The organism is Spirulina sp. LEGE 11439 (assembly GCF_059821285.1).
In genome coordinates this window covers 1-20,151 of sequence record NZ_JCAMRX010000064.1, presented here as the reverse complement: position 1 = coordinate 20,151, position 20,151 = coordinate 1, and the positions used below count along the sequence as shown (strand labels likewise).

The following is a 20,151-nucleotide window of genomic DNA, read 5'->3' as shown; positions in this document are numbered from 1 at the left end:
TTGCTAATAATAGCGATCGCGCCTCAAGAAGTTCTTGAGGCGCGATCGCTGCTTTTGGGATTAATGAGGAGCGCGAGTTACATCAGAATGCCCGAACAAGTCAAAAATTCTGGCTATATTGTGATGGATTTTGATTTTTCATACATAAAAGTCAAAAAAATACAACCTATAGATATATTGTTTTACAAAAATCAAAAAAGAGAGCGACAAAAGTTAACAATAAGTATTGAGAAAAATTCTGTTAGAATAAATTCCCGACTGAAAAATAGATAAATGAGGTGAATTAGATTAACTATGACAAATAGCAATCAGTGTTACACATACCATAATGGTAAAAAAGTAGATCTTGTTAAACGTAGCGATCGCTTTATCGTGCGTCGGACTCCCGAGGCGATCGAGCTCCTAGAATTAAATAATGTTGAAATCGCACAAGTATCGGGATCTTCCTCCCGCATCCAATGTCAGGGAGAAAACCTCGAACCCTTGATGGTGAAAGCGCGAAAAAAGGCTGTCAGCTTCCACGACTATGAAACAGCCGAAGGTTCTCACGAATTCTTGATTACAGATCGCATCTTTGTCACCTTTAAAGATATTCTCTCAGAAGAGCAAGTCAATGCTTTCGCCAGTAAATATCATTTAACCCAACTAGAGACCTATTCCCCAAAAGACTATCTCTTTGAGTTAACCACAGAAACCGGGATGAACCCCGTTAAACTCATCGTCCAACTCACGGAAAATGAGGATTTGGTGGAGATTGCTGAGCATTCCTTGAACCATCGCGCCACAGCTTATAATTTTCAACTGCCAACAGATCAAAATTACGCCCAACAATGGCATCTTCGCAACGACTACAAAGCTCCGAATGCCAACCTATTCGATCCTCGCTCCTCATCTCACTGCAAAGATACGTGGAAAATTTTACAACATTACGGCTGTAAAGATGTCGTCATCGGTATTACCGATGATGGCTGCAAACTCAACCATGAAGATTTTAACTCTACCAATAAATTTGCGGGTTGGGGATATTTTCAGGGACGGAACTTGATCCGAAAAGGAGATGCTGGTGCAAATTCTAACAATATGCATCAAGCTAATGCAAATCATGGAACCTCCTGTGCGGGAGTCGCGGCAGCAGAAAAAGACGCGATCTTGACCGTGGGTGCGGCGGCAGGATGTCGCTTGCTGCCCATTAAATGGGAATCGCAAGGAAATGGCTTGTTGACAAGCGATGACAAACTCTTAACTGCCTTGAATTATCTGGCCGATAAAGTCGATATCATCTCCAATTCTTGGGGATCGTCTCCGCGTTATAACTTTGCTCAAAATGTCATTAATCGCATTACCCAACTGGCTCAAAATGGCGGTCGTCGCGGCAAAGGAATCGTCTTTCTCTGGGCTGCGGGAAATGAGAATTGTCCGATCTCCCATCAGGTTAGCCCTCAGCAACCTGCCGTTCCTTACGATCGAGGAGTAGATCGAGACAATTTTTGGCGTGGTTTTCCCGTCATTCCCAATACCAATCCGCCTGAAAAACAAGGGGCTTCTCGTTCATTCGAGCATAATCTGGTTGGCATTCCGGGAGTCATGATGGTTGCAGCTTTAGGCAGTACGGCACAGCGCAGCAATTATTCTAATTACGGTACAGGTATCTCTCTTTGCGCCCCGAGTAGTAACAGTCATGCCTATCCTCGGACTGATGCTATTCAACGACCTACGTTAGGTTTAGGGATTACCACAGATAAAGGTGATAGCGTCCAAGGTTTGACAGCAGATTTTGGTGGAACCTCTAGCGCGACTCCGCTCACCGCAGGAATTGCCGCCCTAGTTATCTCTGCCAATCCCAATCTTACGGCTGTGGAAGTGATTTCCATTCTCCAACGAACAGCATCCAAAGATTTAAACTTTCAAGGATATCCTGTTACGGTTCCCGAGCCAGCACTTGGCGATCTCAATCCTGAAACTTGGGATGTTTCCCCCATTGCCCCGTTTGATAATGGCGCATTTAGCGATCGCGATCCTCAAGGGAATGAATATCCCGATGGCAGTTGGAGTCCTTGGTTTGGATACGGACGAGTCGATGCCGCTAAAGCCGTCACGGAAGCCTTACTCCCCGTATCCAAACAACAGGAAGCCAATGCTGTCGAGCCTCAGCAATTTTATCGCCTCGTTGCCGAGCACAGTGGTAAAGTTCTCGAAGTTGAGGAAGACGATCCGAATGATGCCAATAAAGTTCTCAAAATTCGGCAAAATTCTTGGAATGGTCGCGATCGCCAGAAATGGAAATTTCACGATGCTGGGGATGGATGTTATCTCCTTGTCAATCAACACGCCCAAAAAATCCTCGCTGCTCAAAGTGATGTTCCGGCATTTGCTGCCGATTTATCCCAAAATTATGACGATCGCCAGTGGAAATTAGTCGGAGTAGGGAATGGCTGCTTTTACCTCGTGACAAAGCTACACGCAGAGAGCAAAGAAAAACTCTGGGATGACCAAAAGAACTGCAAAGTTTTGGTGATTGACAATGAGAGTAAGAACGATAATGTCAATGCTGTCTTAGTCGATAAATCCAATAGTGCGGCTCAACATTGGCGTTTAGAAGCGCTGCCTATTCGCAATCAAGACTATCGTATTGTCGCTCAACATAGCGGTAAAATTCTGGACATTGATAGCAGCGATCCTAATGTAATTAAAGTCGTACAAAATTCATGGAATGGAAATCAAAAATGGAAATTTATCGAGGTAGGAGCAGGTTTTTACTATATTGTTAATCAGTTAAAACCTACCCTCAAAATGACTTGCACCCCTGCTCAAGGAGATATATTTCTCAGTTTGTCACAGAGTGATGACAGCCAGAAATGGAAGTTAGAAGGAATTGGTTCGGGTTTCTTTTACTTCTTAAATAAACAGTACAATCAAAGTATTGGAATTGGTAGCAGTTCGGAAAATGATGGCACTCACGTGATTCCGTGGGACAAATTAGATGTTGCCGATCAACATTTTAAATTTGAAGCTGTTTAATTAACAGGTTTCCATTCTATTTGTAGGGACGTAGAATTCTACGTCCCTACGGTTTAATAGGTAATAAGACTTTGAAAACCGAGCCTTTACCCACTTGACTGATGACAGAAATCGAGCCACCGCAGCGCGAGAGAAGTTGTCGAACTAAGGTTAAGCCCAAGCCTGCGCCGATCGCTTCATCATCTGCGGTAATTCTTCCTTGATAAAAGCCTTCAAAAATTTGGGACAATTCATGCGGTGCAATGCCAACTCCTGTATCTTTAAAAACTAGGCGAACAAATTCATCTTGCACGGAAGCGATGACTGAAATTTTGCCCCCGGCTCGTGTAAATTGCAAACTATTATTGAGCAAACCAATAACAATTTGTTGTAACCAGTGAGCAGGACAAGAAACGGCAGGCAAGCTGGCAGGAATGGTATATCCGAGTTGAATCCCTCTTTCCATTGCGAGAGGTTGATAGGTGCTAACAATTCCAGGAACGAGATTATCGAGTTGTACGGAAGCAAAATTTTGAGGGCGATCCAATTCAAGAAGTAATCCCATGCCATTAATGAGGGAACTTTGACGCTCATATTCCTGCTTGAGAAGTTCTAAATAACGGTGCTGGCGATCGCGATCCAGTTGCGAAGATTCCAGCAAACTTAACGCGGTTTTAATATGAGTGAGGGTTGTTTTAATTTCTTCAATGCCGCGAGGAAATAATTGACTCGTTAAGATTTCATTCAAGGATTCTCCCTCGCCGGAAGAAGGAGAATCTTCATCTCGATATTGCATTTGCTTACGGAAAATTTGTTCGACGAGAGCGCGATCGCTCTGGGAAGAACAGCAAAATGTTTTGTTTTGTAAAAGTTCGGCAGGGGTTGTATCGGAAATAGCGATCCGCAGTTGTATCGCTTGTAAAAGTTTCTCAACAATTTGGGAGTCAAAACCGTATAACAGAGAAAATTTTTGAGCCTTTTGCGATCGCGCCACGAGAAAACCACAAATTCGCGGAGATTGTATTAATAAAAATACTTCTTGAGTCTGAATGGGTAAAACCAGTGAGATTGTTTCTCTTGCTTCTTCACTATCCTGATGATAACAATAGTAAATTCTGCCGCATTTCTCATAGTTCGCGATCGCACCCCACCATCTTTGCACAACACCGGGATGAATCCAGAGCGTCCCTGAAATTTGCTCTGCTAACAAAACATCAACCCATGCTTTCACGATCGCTTCGAGAGTTGCGAGACTGACGGAAACGGGAAAAAGCGATTCTCGTTCGATGAGGGAGTAAAGGGAAAAAGAAGAAGGGGAAGACATAAGCAAAACTGCGATCGAGAAAGAGAATATGACCAATTTTAAGCGGAAAAAGCAAGTAAATTTAACATTTCTTATTTAAAAATTCAGATAGGAATATTTTCCTCTCGAAAGTCATCAAAATAGCGGAATTGCTTCATGTTTTGCGATCGGTTTTGTCGCTCCAGCTTGTTAAACTAAAAAATGTAGAGAGCAATCGAAATTAAGGAGACAACTGTGAATTCTCTTCTAGATCGCTACTCCAAGAGCAAAAACTGGCAAACCATCGTCATGTTTGTCTTAGGTTTTTGGCTCAGCAGTAGTATATTCCTTGATGCCGTCATTCTTCCGAGTCTATACGGAACGGGAATGATGAGCAAAACAGATTTTGCCAGTATGGGCTACGTCGTCTTTGGCATTTTTAACCGCATTGAATTATTATGTGCGGCCTTAGCGATCGTTGGCGTTCTCGTTCTTCATTATTATCATCATCTCACCGAACGTCAAGATCGTTTATCTCTCATTTTGTCTGGGGTTTTGTTTGCGATCGCCCTCATATATACTTATGTTTTGACCCCGCAGATGAGTGGTTTGGGACTGCAGCTCGATCTCTTTGCTCCTGCTTCCACAGGCATGCCACCGGAAATGATGGCGATGCAAATCGGGTATTGGGGCTTAGAAGCCGTTAAACTCCTTGCTGGCGTGACCCTCTTGCGGTGGTTGTACCGTCAAGCGATCGTCAGGAATGAGTACCCCGAATCCTAAGCGATCGCTCCGCAATGGACTCATTTTTTCATTCTTTTTTCATTCTTTGATGATTATTCCTACAGCCTCTTTCTTCTGGGAAGAGGTTTTTTATAGCTTCCGTGCCAATAACGACGAGAAACCCCAAACCCTGTACAATAGCAAAGCTGCCTTGTTTTGGGTTAAAAAAGCGCTTATGCCAGAAGCCGTTAGTGTCATTGAAACGTTAGGATTTCCCGCCATATTAGCTGCCGCCGATGCTATGGTCAAAGCCGCAAAAGTTACTGTCGTTTGGTGCGACAAAGCAGAAAGCGGTCGTTTTGTCGTTGCCATTCGCGGACAAGTGGGAGAGGTGAAACGCTCTCACGAAGCAGGAATCGAGGCCGCAAAAAATGTTTACGGCGGCCAAGTCATCACTCATTATATTGTCCCCAATCCCCCGGAAAATGTCGTGGCGGTTTTGCCTCTCGAATATACTGAAGCGGTCGAACCCTTTCGATGATAGATTGAAAATTGTGCCACCCATGCTCTCGATCGAGATTGAGTTAGATTAACCTAGGAGAACGAAAATGCCAGAGGCAGTCGGATCGCTTGAAACAAAAGGATTTCCCGGAGTGCTTGCCGCAGCAGATGCAATGGTCAAGGCGGGAAGAGTTACGCTAGTCGGTTATATTCGCGTTGGTAGCGCCCGCTTCACGGTTAACATTCGCGGAGATGTTTCGGAAGTCAAAGCCTCAATGGATGCAGGAATTGCCGCCGTAGAAAATGCTTATGGTGGGGTTTTAGAATCTTGGGTGATTATTCCCAGACCTCACGAAAATGTTGTCGCTGTCCTCCCTATTGATTTTAATGAGGGTGTCGAGTCTTTCCGCCAATCTGTAGAAAGACCTCGAGTTTTTGCCCCCGGGAATGGTGCGGAATCGTAGAATTAGCTATATCTTCGAGATTGTTGTAGGGGCGCAAATCTTGCGCCTTTTTATTGGCAATTTTGCCCTTTTATTCTGTCTGTGATAACTTGTCAAGTTGTTGCTGCATTTGGGTTTTCACCTTTTCAGCACAAGCGCGGACATAATCGCGATCGCTGGCGGCTTCCCGTCCGTAGCGAGGAAAGGTAATGGGGGAACAAACGCGCGTTTTAATCTGCACGGGAAGGGGAAAATTAGGCAAAGGTCCGATCGCTAATCCCCAAGGTAAACCCAGATAAACGGGAAAAACTTCTGGATCGGCATTGAAGAGCCAAGGTATCCCCCATTGATGCAATATTTTTGCCTGTTCGTAGAAATCTTCGAGAACAATTAAGGTATCGTGCGCCCCGTGAGAAACAATGGGGACAATAGAAAGGTTTTCTCGCAAGGCTAGTTTAATAAAGCCAACTCGCCCAGCAAATTGAATTTTGTTGCGATCGCGATGGGGACGAAAAACATCTTTCGCACCCCCGGGATAGACTAAAATGCTGGCTCCTCGACGGATAGCGGCGATCGCCATTTTCGGATGCGCTGCGATCGATCCCACTTCCATCGCTAGATTCGCGAGGGGAGGGTTGACTTTCCAGAGATTCTCGTGGCTGAGTCCGTAAATGAGTCTTTGGGTCCCAAACCGTTGAAACCAATCGTACATTGTCATGACCATATCCGGAGCCGCCAGACCGCCGTTATGAGACCCAACGAGTAAGAATTGTTCATCGGGAATATTGTCCCATCCTTCTGTCTGCACGCGAAAATAGTACTGATAAAACCAGCCCCACATCGGCATCAAAGAACGAATGCGATCGGGGTTACGTTTGTCCAAAGACCAGCCGGGACGAGAGTCTGCAAAATTGGGCATCAATTAATGTCGTAAAATATAAGCACCGTTTCTAGTTATATTATCTTTATTCGTCTATGTTGCTTTTGTTCTCTCATCACTTATTGCGCTAACAATTTTATTTTTTGAATTAATGTCTGAGACTGCCAATTATAGCTTATTTGATGCAGAAGCGATCGCAATAAATCAGAACAATTAATTCAGATTGCCAAAACTAAATTAATATTTTTCGTACAAAGTTAACATTTGTTTATATACTATGAGTCATAACAACTCCATAAGGTAAACCGTGTTACTACTCGATCGCAAAAATATAGGGGAACAAGCAATCAATAGAATTGCTACCCTTGCTCTTTCCAGCCAACTCAACGAAGCGCAACAACTCAACGTCCGTGTTAAAACCGATCCTACACTTCTCGCTCAAGGGAAATTGGAATCTCTTTTAATTGATGGTACGGGTTTAGTGACACGAGGGGATTTGCGAATGCAGCAAATGTCCTTAGAAATGGACGAGATCGCCGTCAGTCCCTTTAAAGCATTGATGGGCAATATTGTACTCACTCAACCCAGTCAAGGTACGGCGGAATTTGTACTGAGCGAAGGAGATTTCGATCTCGCTTTAAATCGTTTAAAATTATGCGATCGCGTATCTTGTCGGTTGTTGGCAACTGGAGAAATCGAAATCTTATCAGAAATTCAAAATACAGTCATTTTTACCGCAATTCCGACGATTCAAGAACAGGGAAAAGGCGTGAGTTTGGAAGTGCGATCGCTTCATGCTTCTTTTCCTTCCCAGCACGTTAAAATACTCGTACAAGAATTGGAGGATATTCTCAGCCTGCGAAATTTTGGGATGACAGGTATTGCTTTAAAAATTCAGAATTTAAAGATACAAAACGACCATCTAACCTTAAGTGCAACGGCAAAAATGACAAAATTTCCAGCAAAATAGCTTTGTCAATTCAAAATTATGAATTCAAAATTAAGACCTCGTCCTATAGCATGAGGCTTAAGACCTTTTTTATTGCAATGAGCTCTTGAGACAACTACGCTTTAATCCTCGCTTCCTTGCCTTTATTTCCGTCGTCGTTATTGTCCCCATTGGCATCTCGACCAAATTTTACAATGGTATTGGGGTTCAATGGGTGAGTGATTATTTGGGCGATATTCTTTATGAAATGGCTTGGTGTTGGTTCTTGTTTATCTTTTTTCCGACGAAAAAAGCGGTTGTAAAAATCCCACTCTGGGTATTTACTCTTACTTGCTGTTTAGAGTTTTTACAACTGTGGCATCCGGCATGGTTGCAAGCTATTCGTGCTACTTTTGCCGGGAGAATGTTATTGGGGACGACCTTTGTTCCTGAAGACTTTTTCTATTATGCGATCGGCTGTTTCCTCAGTTGGCTCTGGTTGCAGCAAATTTGGGTGATTTGTTATGCAAAACGCAAAAATTAAAGAGAACCCCCCTTTACATTCGGATACATTTTGATACTTTTAGAAATAAATATTGCCCCTTGTATTTATTAAAACAATTTAACTTTTCTGTACTTTTATCAATATCGTTCATTTTATTTCTTGCAATAGTCTAACATGAAAACCAAGTCAAAAACAAGTTAGACCAATTCTCCCAAGACCAACGACAGATGCTTATTATTGTACCCTCTGGGTTGAAAGTAAATAAGCGCTATTCATACTCAATGTAGTTTTATATTGGGGGATTTGCATTACCCTAATCCATTCAGAGGTAAAGAATCATGGGAACAACGAATTTTACACCCTTAACTGAAGAAGATCGGCAACGGAATGAATATCTGGAAAAAATCAACCACGCGCCTTATTTTCTCATCTTCTTGGCAATAGCTGGCGTGTTTATTCTGTTTACAATGCTCGTTTTAGTTGGCATTTTTTAGAATGCGTTTTGACGATTAAGATTGCTGAATGAAGTGCATTAGAGGATTTCTGATGCACTTCAAAACTGTTGTAAATAGACTTTATATGTGTCTTTCAGTTGTTCGATATTTAATGGTTGCGTCCAATATTCGACAAGAGCATAACCTAAAGCCTTGGCTGTTTTAGCAGTTGGCTGGCGTTCTTCAGAGGAGAGAGATTGCTCTAATAATAATGGCCAGAGAGCCAATAAATCGAAAGCAGGAGAATTGGAATTTTCTGCACTGAAGAGAGAGAATAGATCGTAAGCCATTTGTAGTTTACCGATAACAATGGGTAATTGTTCGATGGGAATTTGTTCGGCAAGTAAATAGGCTAAAGTTGGGGAGCCGGTGGTCAGAGTCGAAATAAATTGCAGAACCGGACTTTTTAATAATTCAGTTAATCCTTGCGTGGTGGTCATTTGGAAACTGTAGCGATCGATAATTTTGGCCGCGGCGAGGGTTTTGCTATCGCGATCGCGCAAAAATCGGGCGAGGCGAATTTGTTGGGTGGGATCGATCGCTTCGATCAGGGCGATAGAGAGGGCATCGGCACCCCAAGAATGGCGATCGCGGCTGACGAGAGGAAATGCCCCCGCACAAAAATCCCCTAAATTTTCAAGGCGATATTCCACTGCCCCGCGAATGGCTTTTTCCTTGGGACGATGTCCGTGTTGCCAGTCGTAGGGGGGTTGCCATTCCCGGACGGGACGCAGGCGATCGACTTGGGTAACGACAGCGATCGCAGGTAAGTCTGCAATAGTATTTTTAATCTCTTGTAGGAAGTCTGCATCCATTTGTAGGGCGGGATCGAGGGCGGGAGTGACGACTAAAATTAAATCTGCCTTCGTTGCAAAATCTAATACCAGTTCCCGCAAATCTTCCCGGCTGGTTTGTTCGTAACCGGGAGTATCCCATAAAGTGAGAGTTTCTCCGGTTTGAGTGTACCAGTGATAATTTTGAATTTTGTCGGTACTGGGTAAAACATCCACTTCGGCGCGATCGCGGTTAAAAAGCGTATTAATGAGGCTACTTTTGCCGGCTCCAGTGCGCCCGACAAGGAGAATATTGAGCGGTTTGGTCGCAATTTCTGCCACGGGTTGCGATCGCTCGAGAATTTCTTGTAAGGTTTGCGTATCCTTGGGTTTAACCTCCAGTTCCGGTGAGGAAGTATTACCGTAAAGAGCGATCGCTTGCTGGCAGAGATTTTTTAAGGCTGCTTCTCGCAGAAGTTGGCCGAAATTGGCGAGAAGTTGTTGGTTTGCTTCATCCGTTGCCGGTTTACTGACTTGTTTGGCCAAAGCGGCGGCGGGATTAACAACCCATTGCGCCCAATTCCACACTTTAACGAGAGTTTTCGCAGAGGGTTCTATTTTTTGATACATCTCATAAGTCCGATAAGCCTGTCCGACGGTGACGCGATCGAGAACGGGAGAAAGCTGCTGCATCCAGCGATCCAAGTCATCTACGGTGCCGCGAATGAGTCCATAGGCTTGAGGGATGTAAATGTTGAGGAGGGGATATTTCACTTCAGGATGATAGATATGGGCGATCGCGATCGTCATCTCCTGACAGCGCTGCCAAAACGTCGGCCAGTCCTCCCAAAATGGCGCATCCGTGCGAGTTTGTCTCAGGATATGTTGTAGCGCATTTTCGGCTTGTTTGAGGGTTTCTGGGTTCGTTTCTCCGGCTTCTAGCGGTGTTTCGAGTTCCATCATTGCGACTTCTGGGGAAACAATTTGCGGTTTTGTCCATTTCACCAACAGCCAGCGCCAGCCAACAAAAGTGAGAATAAATAATCCCCAAATCCAATTAAGCCCCCATGCGTGAATTTGTCCGCCGGCGGCAACCAGAAAAAAGAGCGCGATCGCTGCGATCGGTGTTACCAAAACGACCCACTGCCAAGGTTTTAAAGATACCATTTGCCCAACTCTAACGCTTTATCGATCTAGTGTAAAATATTCTTATTGTCCTTTGCCTCAAATCGATTGCCCTCAAGCGATCGCCAACACTTTCGCAAGCCATGATCGTTCAAGCCCAAACCCAATCTATTTCTTTTGAAGAATTTTTGCAGCTTTGCCCGCAAGATGGCAAGCGTTATGAGTTGATCGACGGACAAATTATTGAAAAAATGGCAACCCGAAAACATGATGATATTGCAGACTTTCTACTGTTCTCCTTTAATGATGAAATTCGGCGTTTAACCTTAAATTATCGCGTTACGCGCACAGCCTCAATTAAAGTCAAGCGATTGGATGGGTTAGACCAAGGAAGAACGCCAGATGTCAGCCTAATTGATAAGACGGTTTGGCAGTCTAATCCTAAAGATTATAGCGCTTTGCGCGAACCTATTCAGTTAGCAATAGAAGTTGTTTCGACAAATTGGCGGGATGATTATTTAATGAAATTAGCAGAGTATGAAGCATTAGGAGTGAAAGAATATTGGATTGTGGATTATTTAGCTTTGGGGGCTTCTCGTTATATTGGTTCTCCCAAACAGCCCACAATTTCTATTTATTGGTTAGAAAATGGAGAATATCAGGAGGTTCAACAGTTTCGAGACTCATCGACGATTATTTCACCGACTTTTCCAGAATTAGTATTAACAGTAGAGGAAATTTTTCAGGCAGATTGACAATTAGAATCAGAAAAATATTGATCCGGAGAGAAAAATAATGAGTTTGAGAAATAACTATCAGTTAATGGCGCAATATAATCAATGGATGAACGAGAAAATCTATGCCATTTGCGAACAAATTTCCGATCGCGATCGCAAAAAAGATATCGGTGCATTTTTTAAATCCATTCACGGGACTCTCAATCATTTGCTATACGGCGATCTTGCTTGGATGGAGCGCTTAGCGCAAAATCGCTACACACCACAAAAAATAGATTCCGAACTCTTTAACGATTTTAGCGAAATGCGAAGGCGACGGCAAAGCCTCGATCGCGAAATTGTAAATTGGACGCAAAGATTAAGCGAAGAATGGTTAATGCAATCTTTTACTTATACCAGTAATGTTGATGGTAAAACCAGAACGCTACCCACTTGGTGTTTAGTAACGCATATGTTTAATCATCAAACTCATCATCGAGGACAAGTCACTACGTTAATGAAACAGTTAGGCTACGATCCTGGTATTACCGATATTCCTTGGCTGCCTCAATTTGAAACCAATGTGAATTAGTGGGTGGAAAAAATCAAGATTTAGCGATCGCATGACAATCTGTTGCATTATCTTAATCTTTCTGCAATGATGCGGTGGACGAAGAACAAAAAATCTCCACTCGCCGTTACCACGGAGAACCAATTAAAGTAAAACCCGACCAATAATAGGGATGTTGAAATGCGCGATCGCTCAAATTGGCTAACTCGGGGGGCAATGTGACTCGTCCGAAAGGACTGACTAATTCTCCGGTTTCTTTATTATTTGCCAAACTCTCTTCTTTTTCTAAGCGCACCTCTTCGCGAATCAGAGCAATTTGTGCCTGTTGTAAAGCTTGCGCTTTCGTCGGTCTTGCTCGCAATTGGCGATAAAATTCGGTCATGAGTGCCAATGTGCCTGCATCATTGGCATACCAGAGACTCGCCACAGCCGAACTTACTCCCGATTGTACCGTTAACCCGGCAAAGCCATACTCGGCACTTTCATCTCCCAAAGCTGTACGACAGGCACTTAATACCAATAACTCAATAGCGTTCTCCCCCCAATTCAAGGCCGCCATTTCTGTTAAAGTTAGAGCGCGATCCCACAGTTGAATGTAAGACTCGGAAGGAGTACCGGGTTGAAACTGTCCGTGAGTGGCTAAATGGAGGATTTGCGCTCCCTTGCGAGAGGATTCCCGTTGCAAATCCTTGAAGGTAAAGGTTTCATTGAGGAAGGTATCGGGAGTATTGAATTCTTCGGCAATGGTCTCAACTTCCACGGGAACCGCCGGTAAAGACTCATTATCGGTAAATTCTGACATTCCCATCGCTACCATCGAACTATTGCGAATATCGGTGTAACGGGTTGGCACTAAATGCAGGCTGGGGATTAAAGAAATCGCATAATTTTCGATCGCAAACTGTTTGCCATCGTGCAAGGCTGCCATCGGTAATGTTCGCAAACCGTCATCGAGAACAAACATGAGAGTATCAACATTAAAACGATGTAAATCCTTTTCCGTCGGCGCGATTAACCATTTGTAGAGTTGTTGGGCGGGAGGGAGATAGCGGGTATTGCGGCGGTGGATGGGGTGAGCGATCGCTTCTTGAAAGCTGTAGATTTCCGAGAGGAGAGTCGCCCGAGAGACTTCTGGGAGGGCATAGCGAAGCGGTTCGCCTCGTGGAGGAACTAAAATGAGATCGAGTTGTTCGGGACGTGCAAAAATATAAATCGTTGCTGCAGTGGTTCCGGTTTCGCCTTCCATTTGCTGCAAAACTCGCTGAATATCTGCTAACGAAGTCATTGTTGCATCATCTTCTTTACCCAGATAGTGTAAAAAGTTTTTGCTGTAGTAGCGATCGAGCGCGGCGATCGCGTTTTCTAAGTCGCCACTATCAAGGAAATCGGCTATTTTTTGGCGATCGATCCCATTGATTTCTGGGCGATCGTCTTTCCCGAAACTCGATAACGCATCGATATGAGTTGGAGGTGTTGTCAACCAAGGCATATATACAATCTCTTCTCCTTTGGGAAGATTAATGAGAGGAGTTGGAGGAGTTGCAGCAGTGGAAGGAGTTGGAGGAGTTGCAGAAGTGGCAGCGATCGCCCCTTCAATATTCAAAATTCCTAGAGTTCCCGTGGCCGTATTATTGAGCAGATCGACGGTAGCAGCACTACCATAATGGGTATAGTCAAGGGTATCAATTCCCGCTCCCCCATCAATTGTGCCGTTAAAATTAACACCTGCATCAAACGCAAACGTATCTCGAGCGTTTCCGCCTCGGATTGTGGCAACATTATTAAAAGATATCGCATTAACATAGCCATCAATCCTACCTTGGTTACTGCCAGTGAGGGTCCAATTGCGGTTAGAGTCAGGACCGATCAGTTCAGCAACGTCTTGAATCACTAAATTATCTTGAAAGTTCGCAGAATTATTCAGTTCGACAATTGCCGTACCGGAAGCATTATCTTCAATGCGAATAGAAGAAAAGGTATTGTGTAGGTTGCCAATTTCCGTATCGTTGAGAAATGTTGTATTTGCCGCTCCCGTTCCTCCTAAAGTGAGGGTTTGATTGGCGTTTTCGGGACGAAAAATTAAAGCATTCGTTCCTCTTAAATTTGCATTCACATCACTCAAATCAATTCGATCGGTCGAAACTCCAATCGTACCCGTTCCCGAATCTACAATATTTTGTACAATAACGCCAACTCCCGAGGAACTGATGCCGCGAAACCCAATCGATCCGCCACTAGAATCGATTGGTTTAACAATATCAATTCCCACTGTAGTTCCCGTTCCCGTCACCATAATATTTCCTCCTCCCGAGTTAATATTGCCACTAATTTCAACGCCTTGATCGTCGCCATCACCAGTATTTTGATTAGCGCCCCAAAGATCGATTTGTCCTCCTCCCGAGTTAATAGTGCCATTGATATCCATGCCATCATCATGTGCGCTGATACCAACAAGATCGATCGCTCCTCCACTCGAGGCGATCGATACACTACTATCTATATTCACTCCCGAGCCATTAATACTGCTTCCTTGAATGGCGATCGCGCCATTTCCAGCACTGAGATTCCCGTTAATTTCAACCCCATGAGAACTATCATCGGCGGTTGTACTAAAGTTTGCACCATTAATATCAATGAGACCGCCACCCGAGTTAAGATCGGCATTAACTTCAACGGCGGTTAGATTTGCTTGGGTATTCCGTCCGTAGAGGCGAATATTTCCCCCATTACTAATAATTGGCTTATCAATAACAACTCTGCCAGAATTATCGCTAGAAATAAAACTCGGTGAAGCAGAAACCGGATCGGTTCCATCTGCAAAGATGCCTGTATAAAGCTGCCCGGAAGTTGATTCAATCCCGCCTTGGAGAATAATATCATTATGAGCGTAAAAAAGGAGCGTCGCCGATGTGCCAGCCGTTTTTTGAATGAACGCATCGGCATCTTGGAGGATATTTCCCGCATCTACTCCTCCGATACTGGTTGTAATCGTGACTCCCGTACCGCCGTTCAAAGCCGCATTAATATTATTCACATCAATGACGCTCGTTCCTATCCCTCCCGAACCCACACAAGCATTACAAATTCTAATATTTGTAGGATCGATGAGCCAAGTTCCTCCTGTGCCAAATCGTGCCGAAGCATCGGGAGTTGATGTAATTTGTAGGGTTTGTTTGCTCGAGGTTTCTATCAGTCCGCCATCTCCTGCATTGACTCCTCCTCGGGCGCTTAAAATGCCGTGAATTTCTGTATTTTCATCAGACCAAGCAATAATCGTGCCGCCATTGCCTTCCGCGATCGCATCGGCTCGAATGCTGGTATTTTGGTCGATCGAAGTATGGGTTGCAGTTGGTGAATTTCCTTGTCCTTGATAGTCACCTCCGATTAATATCGTCCCGCCGCCATTTTGTCCGGACGCATCGACGTTGGCATGATTGAAGATAACGCGATCGCCAAAAATCCCGATATTCCCCCCCTCTCCTGTCATACTATCAACCTCAACATTCCCCGTTACCCATGTCGTTCCCATTTCTTGGGGGATCGTTGTACCGATCGCCGTCTCTATTTCTCCATTGAGATTGGTTATTAATCCCGTAGCAATATTCTGTTGTTCTGCACCTACAAGTAATTCAGGAAGATCGAGAGGAGTAATCGGTAAAATGTCCCCTCCTTCTGAGAGTGGAAGTTCAATTTCCAGACTTAATAAACTATCCTGTTGAGACAATCTTACGCGGCGGGTTCCCGGCACAGCAGTCACGAGAATATTACCACCCTTAGCAGTTAACGTTCCCGTGTTAATAACGCTCCCACCAATTAAACCCAAGTTTTGTTCCGGATTTACTGTCAAATGTCCCCCATTAATAATAGGTGCGGGATTTTCAAGATCGAATTCAAAGGTTAAAGGTATTCCCGTTAAATTGGCATAATTATTCTCTCCGAAAACATTAAAAATATCCTCTGAAAAGCCAATTCCTGTCGCAGTTGTCGCAAAAAAGTCTCCCGATACATTTAAACCGGCATTTGCACCAAAGACAATGCCCGCAGGATTGATTAGATAAAGGTTTGCATTGCTTCCAGTCGTTTGAATTAAGCCATCAATTAAAGAAGGATTCCCACCAACAATGCGGGTGAGAATGTTATGAATATTGGGATTGGCTAAGAAATTAGCAATTTCTCCCGTGCTTAAGCCAAATTCCTCAAAACTGTGGAAGAGATTGTCCCCCGATCGCAACCCTCCTTCAATGGTATAAATATTATTCTTTTGTTCAATTCTGGTCTGAATTTCATCCGAAGCGGGGACAATTGTTTGAGCCGTAACAGGTCTTTGGAGAATTCCATTAACTCCCAAAGTAATAAATAAAGAAAAAGTAAAAAAAGAGCGATCGCACAGCATGAGTTTTGGGTTGAAGAGCCACCTAATTTCAATCTTAAGATAAGAATATTTTTTATGCTGGAATAAAAACCAATCAACATGACAGCTTCATAATTGACGCGATATCGTAAGTTTATCGCTCCCTCGATATTTGTTTTACCAAAGAGAAGCAATAAAGGTAAAAACCGCTTGAAAATAGGAATTTTGACATTAGCGATCGCTCAAATTGAAGAGAGCAAAGAAGTCAGTTAGCTCGCCAATTTCTAAACTGTCTATTTTACTTTTTTTCCTTTGTCAAGAGTATTTTGTTGCAATCGAAGGTGCAGTCTTGCTAACAATTGACGATAGAATAGAGTTTTCCAGCCATCATCGCAGACGAAAACGCAGGGTTTCCCGTAAAATCGGGTCAAGGAGTTCCGGTTAATGTTCCCCAATTTATCCACACAACCTCAAACCTTTTTGCAATATCCCGATCGCCTCGAAATGCGATTGCAGGAAATTCCCCCGGAACCCGGCGTTTATTTAATGCGAGATGGAACTGATGGTATTCTCTATATTGGCAAATCGAAGAAATTGCGATCGCGAGTGCGGTCTTATTTTCGCGACTCCCAAAGACTCAGTGACAGAATTGCCATGATGGTGCGTCAGGTGACGGAAATTGAGTTTATTGTCACGGATACGGAAGCCGAGGCTCTCGCTTTAGAAGCCAATCTGATTAAACGGCATCAGCCTCACTATAATGTATTACTTAAGGATGACAAAAAATATCCTTATGTTTGCATTACTTGGTCGGAAGATTATCCGCGTATTTTTATTACTCGCAAGCGTCGCTTAAAAAATAGTCGCGATCGCTATTACGGTCCCTATGTAGACGTGCGATTATTGCGCCAAACCCTTTATCTCGTCAAGCGTCTTTTTCCTCTTCGCCAACGTCCCAAACCTTTATTTAAAGATCGTCCCTGTCTCAATTACGATATCGGTCGCTGTCCGGGGGTTTGCCAAAATCTGATTACCCCAGAAGATTATCGCAAAACTCTCGAAAAAATCGCCATGGTCTTTCAAGGGAGAAGCCGAGAATTAAGCCAATTGTTGCAGAAACAAATGGAAAAAGCCGCAACAGCATTAGACTTTGAAATAGCGGCGCAAGTTCGCGATCGCATTCAGGGTTTGGATGCACTGCACGCCGATCAAAAGGTCGCGTTATCCGACGATACAGTGTCCCGGGATGCGATCGCTTTAGCGAGAGACGATCGCTATTGCTGCATCCAACTCTTTCAAGTGCGGGCAGGGAAATTGGTGGGACGATTGGGGTATTTTGCAGAAACCGGATCGGGAACCCCCGCCGCAATTTTACAACGAGTGCTAGAGGAACATTATTTACAGGTGGATCCGGTAGAAATTCCCGCCGAAATTCTCGTGCAGCACGCGTTACCCGAGGGGGAAATTTTGGCAGAGTGGCTGGCGCAACGACGAGGAAGAAAAGTGAATGTTTTTACCCCTCAACGACAAAGCAAGGCGGACTTAATCGAGATGGTGGAGCGAAATGCCGGCTATGAATTAGAGAGAACGCAGAAACAACGCGATCGCGACGAAAAATCTTTGCAAGATTTAGCAGACATTCTCGATTTACCGGAAATTCCCAAGCGCATCGAAGGTTACGACATTTCTCACATTCAAGGATCGAATGCTGTTGCCTCACAAGTTGTCTTTGTGGATGGCGTTCCGGCAAAGCAGCATTATCGCCATTATAAAATCAAAAACCCCGAGATTCGGGTGGGGCGATCGGATGACTTTGCCAGTTTAGCAGAGGTTATCGGGCGACGCTTTCGCAAGTATCTCGAAGACCCGAATTTAAACCCTCAGAACGATGCAGACTTCCCCGATTTAATCATGATTGATGGGGGAAAGGGTCAACTTTCGGCAGTTATGGCAGTCTTGCAAGGAAATGTAGAAAATCCTTTATTGGAAGAGTTAAAAGTCGTGAGTTTGGCTAAACAACGCGAGGAAATCTTCTTACCGGGAGAATCTTTACCCTTAGAAACCGACGCAGAACAGCCGGGGGTACAATTATTACGACGAGTGCGAGATGAAGCGCATCGCTTTGCCGTTAGCTTTCACCGACAACAACGCTTAAAACAGGGTCGGCGATCGCGTTTAGATGCTATTCCGGGGTTAGGATTTGAGCGTCAAAAACAATTACTCGCTCATTTTCATTCTATTGATTATATTCGCGAAGCCAGTTTAGAACAATTACAAGAAGTCCCTGGAATTGGTTTGCATTTGGCACGAGAAATCTATGCTTATTTTCATCCAAGTTGATATGGATTGAGAGATATTTCTCTCTTGAACTTTACGATAGGATTGGAGAGATACGAGATGGCAACGATATAATGAAATGCGCGATCGCAGTAGAGTACAGAAATTATGTTTGATAATATTTGTAAATTCATGGCCGAAGAATTTTCGCGGGATATTGCGACTTGGTTACTAGGCGAACCCATTGTCTTAACCGAACTCAGTCCCACAGAACTATCTCTCGAGCCCATTCGCACGGATTCTTTGATTTTGCGACAGTCTTTAAACCTTGTTCTGCACGTTGAATTTCAAACGGGGGTTGATGCAGAAATCCCTTTTCGCATGGCAGATTATCGGTTACGAGTTTATCGTCGCTTTCCGGGTCGAGATATGCGACAAATTGTGGTTTATCTCAAGCAAACCCGTTCGCCTTTAGCTTATCAAAATCGCTTTGAGATTAGTGGATTGCAGCATGAATTTGAGGTGATTCGCTTATGGGAACAGCCAACCTCAATTTTTCTCAATACGCCGGGTTTATTGCCTTTTGCCGTATTAAGTCAAACAGAAGAAAAGGAGGATATTTTACGAGAAGTCGCACGGCGAGTCGAGGAAATTCCTAATCGTCGAACGCAATTGAATATTGCTGCCTCAACATCGATCCTCGCTGGGTTAGTATTAGAGAAAGAACTCATCAACAGAGTTTTGAGGAGAGATATCATGCAAGAGTCGGTTATTTATCAAGAACTCAGACAAGAAGCTAGAGAAGAAGGTCTTCGGGAAGGTCTTCGGGAAGGTCTTCAGGAAGGTCGTCAGGAAGGTCTTCAGGAAGGTCGTCAGCAGATTGCTCTAAATTTACTGGCAATGGGGATGAGTTGGGAACAAGTTGCAAATGCTACGGGTTTGTCGATCGCACAACTTCAAACCTTACAACCAAATCCAGAAGATGGCGATCGCAACGACTCGGAATAATTGGACTCTGGCGATCGCTATTTTGAGATATTCTCAGGAAAAGCGATCGCAGTTGAAATTGCGCTATAATCCCAATATTGCTCAATTAATTTAAGTCTGATGCAATCTCTCATTTTGCAAAATATTCCAGACCATCTCTATTTTAAAATTGAAGAGATGGCTAAGCAAGACGAGCGCAATATCAATGCACAAGTTTTAACGTTATTGGAAAATGCGATCGCGATCGAATCCTCTCTTCAAAACAAGAAGAGAGAACAAGTTCGTTCGATCCTTGCCGAGATTTCTCATCGTCGCAAGCGACGATCCTCTATTCCCGATAATTTTCCAGATAGTACCGAATTGATTCGAGAAGATCGCGAAAGATGATAACTCCTTACCGAGTGGAATTTACCATGACAAATCAATCCTCGATTCCCAGTCCTGAAACCAATCAGAGATTATTGGCGAATTTGCGTCGCAGTCGTTTTGCGATCGAAGCAGCAACTTTAGAGTTAGACAATCTAACAATGCAATTAGAACATGAGGGTCTACCGAAGTTGTTGTGCTAAAAAGAGATAAATAGTACAGTAAAAATGAA

The 20,151-nt window shown here is 43.8% G+C and carries 18 protein-coding genes; 14 read left to right on the top strand and 4 right to left on the bottom strand.

Going from position 1 to position 20,151, the window contains the following annotated elements; translation table 11 throughout:
* The first annotated feature begins 87 nt into the window (after nt 1–87).
* Both AC6RV6_RS26465 and AC6RV6_RS26460 read left to right on the top strand, forming a co-directional pair.
* Nucleotides 88–273, top strand: a complete 186-nt coding sequence (locus tag AC6RV6_RS26465; protein ID WP_500243891.1) for a hypothetical protein — start codon at nt 88–90, stop codon at nt 271–273.
* A 21-nt stretch (nt 274–294) separates the two neighbouring features.
* Nucleotides 295–3,018 carry a S8 family serine peptidase gene (locus AC6RV6_RS26460; protein ID WP_500243890.1) on the top strand — a complete coding sequence of 908 codons (2,724 nt, stop codon included), beginning with the start codon at nt 295–297 and terminating at the stop codon, nt 3,016–3,018.
* A 46-nt stretch (nt 3,019–3,064) separates the two neighbouring features.
* Here the strand turns inward: AC6RV6_RS26460 and AC6RV6_RS26455 are convergent, their stop codons facing one another.
* Nucleotides 3,065–4,321, bottom strand: a complete 1,257-nt coding sequence (locus AC6RV6_RS26455) for an ATP-binding protein (protein ID WP_500243889.1) — start codon at nt 4,319–4,321, stop codon at nt 3,065–3,067.
* Nucleotides 4,322–4,534: 213 nt separating this feature from the next.
* Between AC6RV6_RS26455 and AC6RV6_RS26450 the strand changes: the two genes are divergently transcribed.
* The 3 genes from AC6RV6_RS26450 (at nt 4,535) to AC6RV6_RS26440 (ending at nt 5,967) form a co-directional block, all read left to right on the top strand.
* Entirely contained in the window at nt 4,535–5,062 is a 528-nt protein-coding gene (locus AC6RV6_RS26450; protein ID WP_500243888.1) for a DUF4149 domain-containing protein, read from the top strand.
* Nucleotides 5,063–5,237: 175 nt separating this feature from the next.
* Nucleotides 5,238–5,543: a BMC domain-containing protein gene (locus tag AC6RV6_RS26445; protein WP_500243905.1), complete on the top strand. Its 306-nt coding sequence runs from the start codon at nt 5,238–5,240 to the stop codon at nt 5,541–5,543.
* 67 nt (nt 5,544–5,610) lie between these two features.
* Nucleotides 5,611–5,967, top strand: a complete 357-nt coding sequence (locus tag AC6RV6_RS26440; RefSeq protein WP_500243887.1) for a carbon dioxide-concentrating mechanism protein CcmK — start codon at nt 5,611–5,613, stop codon at nt 5,965–5,967.
* 70 nt (nt 5,968–6,037) lie between these two features.
* Here AC6RV6_RS26440 and AC6RV6_RS26435 read toward each other — a convergent pair whose 3' ends face one another.
* Nucleotides 6,038–6,865: a lysophospholipid acyltransferase family protein gene (locus tag AC6RV6_RS26435; RefSeq protein ID WP_500243886.1), complete on the bottom strand. Its 828-nt coding sequence runs from the start codon at nt 6,863–6,865 to the stop codon at nt 6,038–6,040.
* Between the two features lie 268 nt (nt 6,866–7,133).
* Between AC6RV6_RS26435 and AC6RV6_RS26430 the strand changes: the two genes are divergently transcribed.
* The 3 genes from AC6RV6_RS26430 to AC6RV6_RS26420 all read left to right on the top strand — a co-directional run bounded on the left by AC6RV6_RS26430 (nt 7,134) and on the right by AC6RV6_RS26420 (nt 8,753).
* Nucleotides 7,134–7,796, top strand: coding sequence for an LmeA family phospholipid-binding protein (locus AC6RV6_RS26430; protein ID WP_500243885.1), 663 nt, complete (start codon nt 7,134–7,136; stop codon nt 7,794–7,796).
* Nucleotides 7,797–7,881: 85 nt separating this feature from the next.
* Entirely contained in the window at nt 7,882–8,298 is a 417-nt protein-coding gene (locus tag AC6RV6_RS26425; RefSeq protein ID WP_500243884.1) for a ribosomal maturation YjgA family protein, read from the top strand.
* Nucleotides 8,299–8,597: 299 nt separating this feature from the next.
* Entirely contained in the window at nt 8,598–8,753 is a 156-nt protein-coding gene (locus AC6RV6_RS26420) for a hypothetical protein (protein WP_500243883.1), read from the top strand.
* Nucleotides 8,754–8,812: 59 nt separating this feature from the next.
* Here the strand turns inward: AC6RV6_RS26420 and AC6RV6_RS26415 are convergent, their stop codons facing one another.
* Complete coding sequence (locus tag AC6RV6_RS26415) at nt 8,813–10,693, bottom strand: GTPase family protein (protein ID WP_500243882.1); 1,881 nt, start codon at nt 10,691–10,693, stop codon at nt 8,813–8,815.
* A 101-nt stretch (nt 10,694–10,794) separates the two neighbouring features.
* Here AC6RV6_RS26415 and AC6RV6_RS26410 point away from each other — a divergent pair, with 101 nt between their 5' ends.
* A complete protein-coding gene (locus AC6RV6_RS26410) occupies nt 10,795–11,406 on the top strand; it encodes a Uma2 family endonuclease (RefSeq protein ID WP_500243881.1) in 612 nt (203 codons plus the stop codon).
* A 40-nt stretch (nt 11,407–11,446) separates the two neighbouring features.
* A complete protein-coding gene (locus AC6RV6_RS26405; RefSeq protein WP_500243880.1) occupies nt 11,447–11,959 on the top strand; it encodes a DinB family protein in 513 nt (170 codons plus the stop codon).
* A gap of 106 nt (nt 11,960–12,065) precedes the next feature.
* Here AC6RV6_RS26405 and AC6RV6_RS26400 read toward each other — a convergent pair whose 3' ends face one another.
* Nucleotides 12,066–16,331 carry a CHAT domain-containing protein gene (locus AC6RV6_RS26400; RefSeq protein WP_500243879.1) on the bottom strand — a complete coding sequence of 1,422 codons (4,266 nt, stop codon included), beginning with the start codon at nt 16,329–16,331 and terminating at the stop codon, nt 12,066–12,068.
* A 402-nt stretch (nt 16,332–16,733) separates the two neighbouring features.
* On the opposite strand from AC6RV6_RS26400, the gene uvrC reads away from it, so the two are divergent.
* The 4 genes from uvrC to AC6RV6_RS26380 all read left to right on the top strand — a co-directional run bounded on the left by uvrC (nt 16,734) and on the right by AC6RV6_RS26380 (nt 20,122).
* Entirely contained in the window at nt 16,734–18,629 is a 1,896-nt protein-coding gene (gene uvrC, locus AC6RV6_RS26395) for an excinuclease ABC subunit UvrC (protein ID WP_500243878.1), read from the top strand.
* A 105-nt stretch (nt 18,630–18,734) separates the two neighbouring features.
* Nucleotides 18,735–19,574 carry an Rpn family recombination-promoting nuclease/putative transposase gene (locus AC6RV6_RS26390; protein ID WP_500243877.1) on the top strand — a complete coding sequence of 280 codons (840 nt, stop codon included), beginning with the start codon at nt 18,735–18,737 and terminating at the stop codon, nt 19,572–19,574.
* Nucleotides 19,575–19,673: 99 nt separating this feature from the next.
* A complete protein-coding gene (locus AC6RV6_RS26385; RefSeq protein WP_500243876.1) occupies nt 19,674–19,940 on the top strand; it encodes a hypothetical protein in 267 nt (88 codons plus the stop codon).
* A complete protein-coding gene (locus AC6RV6_RS26380; RefSeq protein ID WP_500243875.1) occupies nt 19,937–20,122 on the top strand; it encodes a hypothetical protein in 186 nt (61 codons plus the stop codon). The genes AC6RV6_RS26385 and AC6RV6_RS26380 overlap by 4 nt, the downstream gene beginning before the upstream one ends.
* The last annotated feature ends 29 nt before the right edge of the window (nt 20,123–20,151 follow it).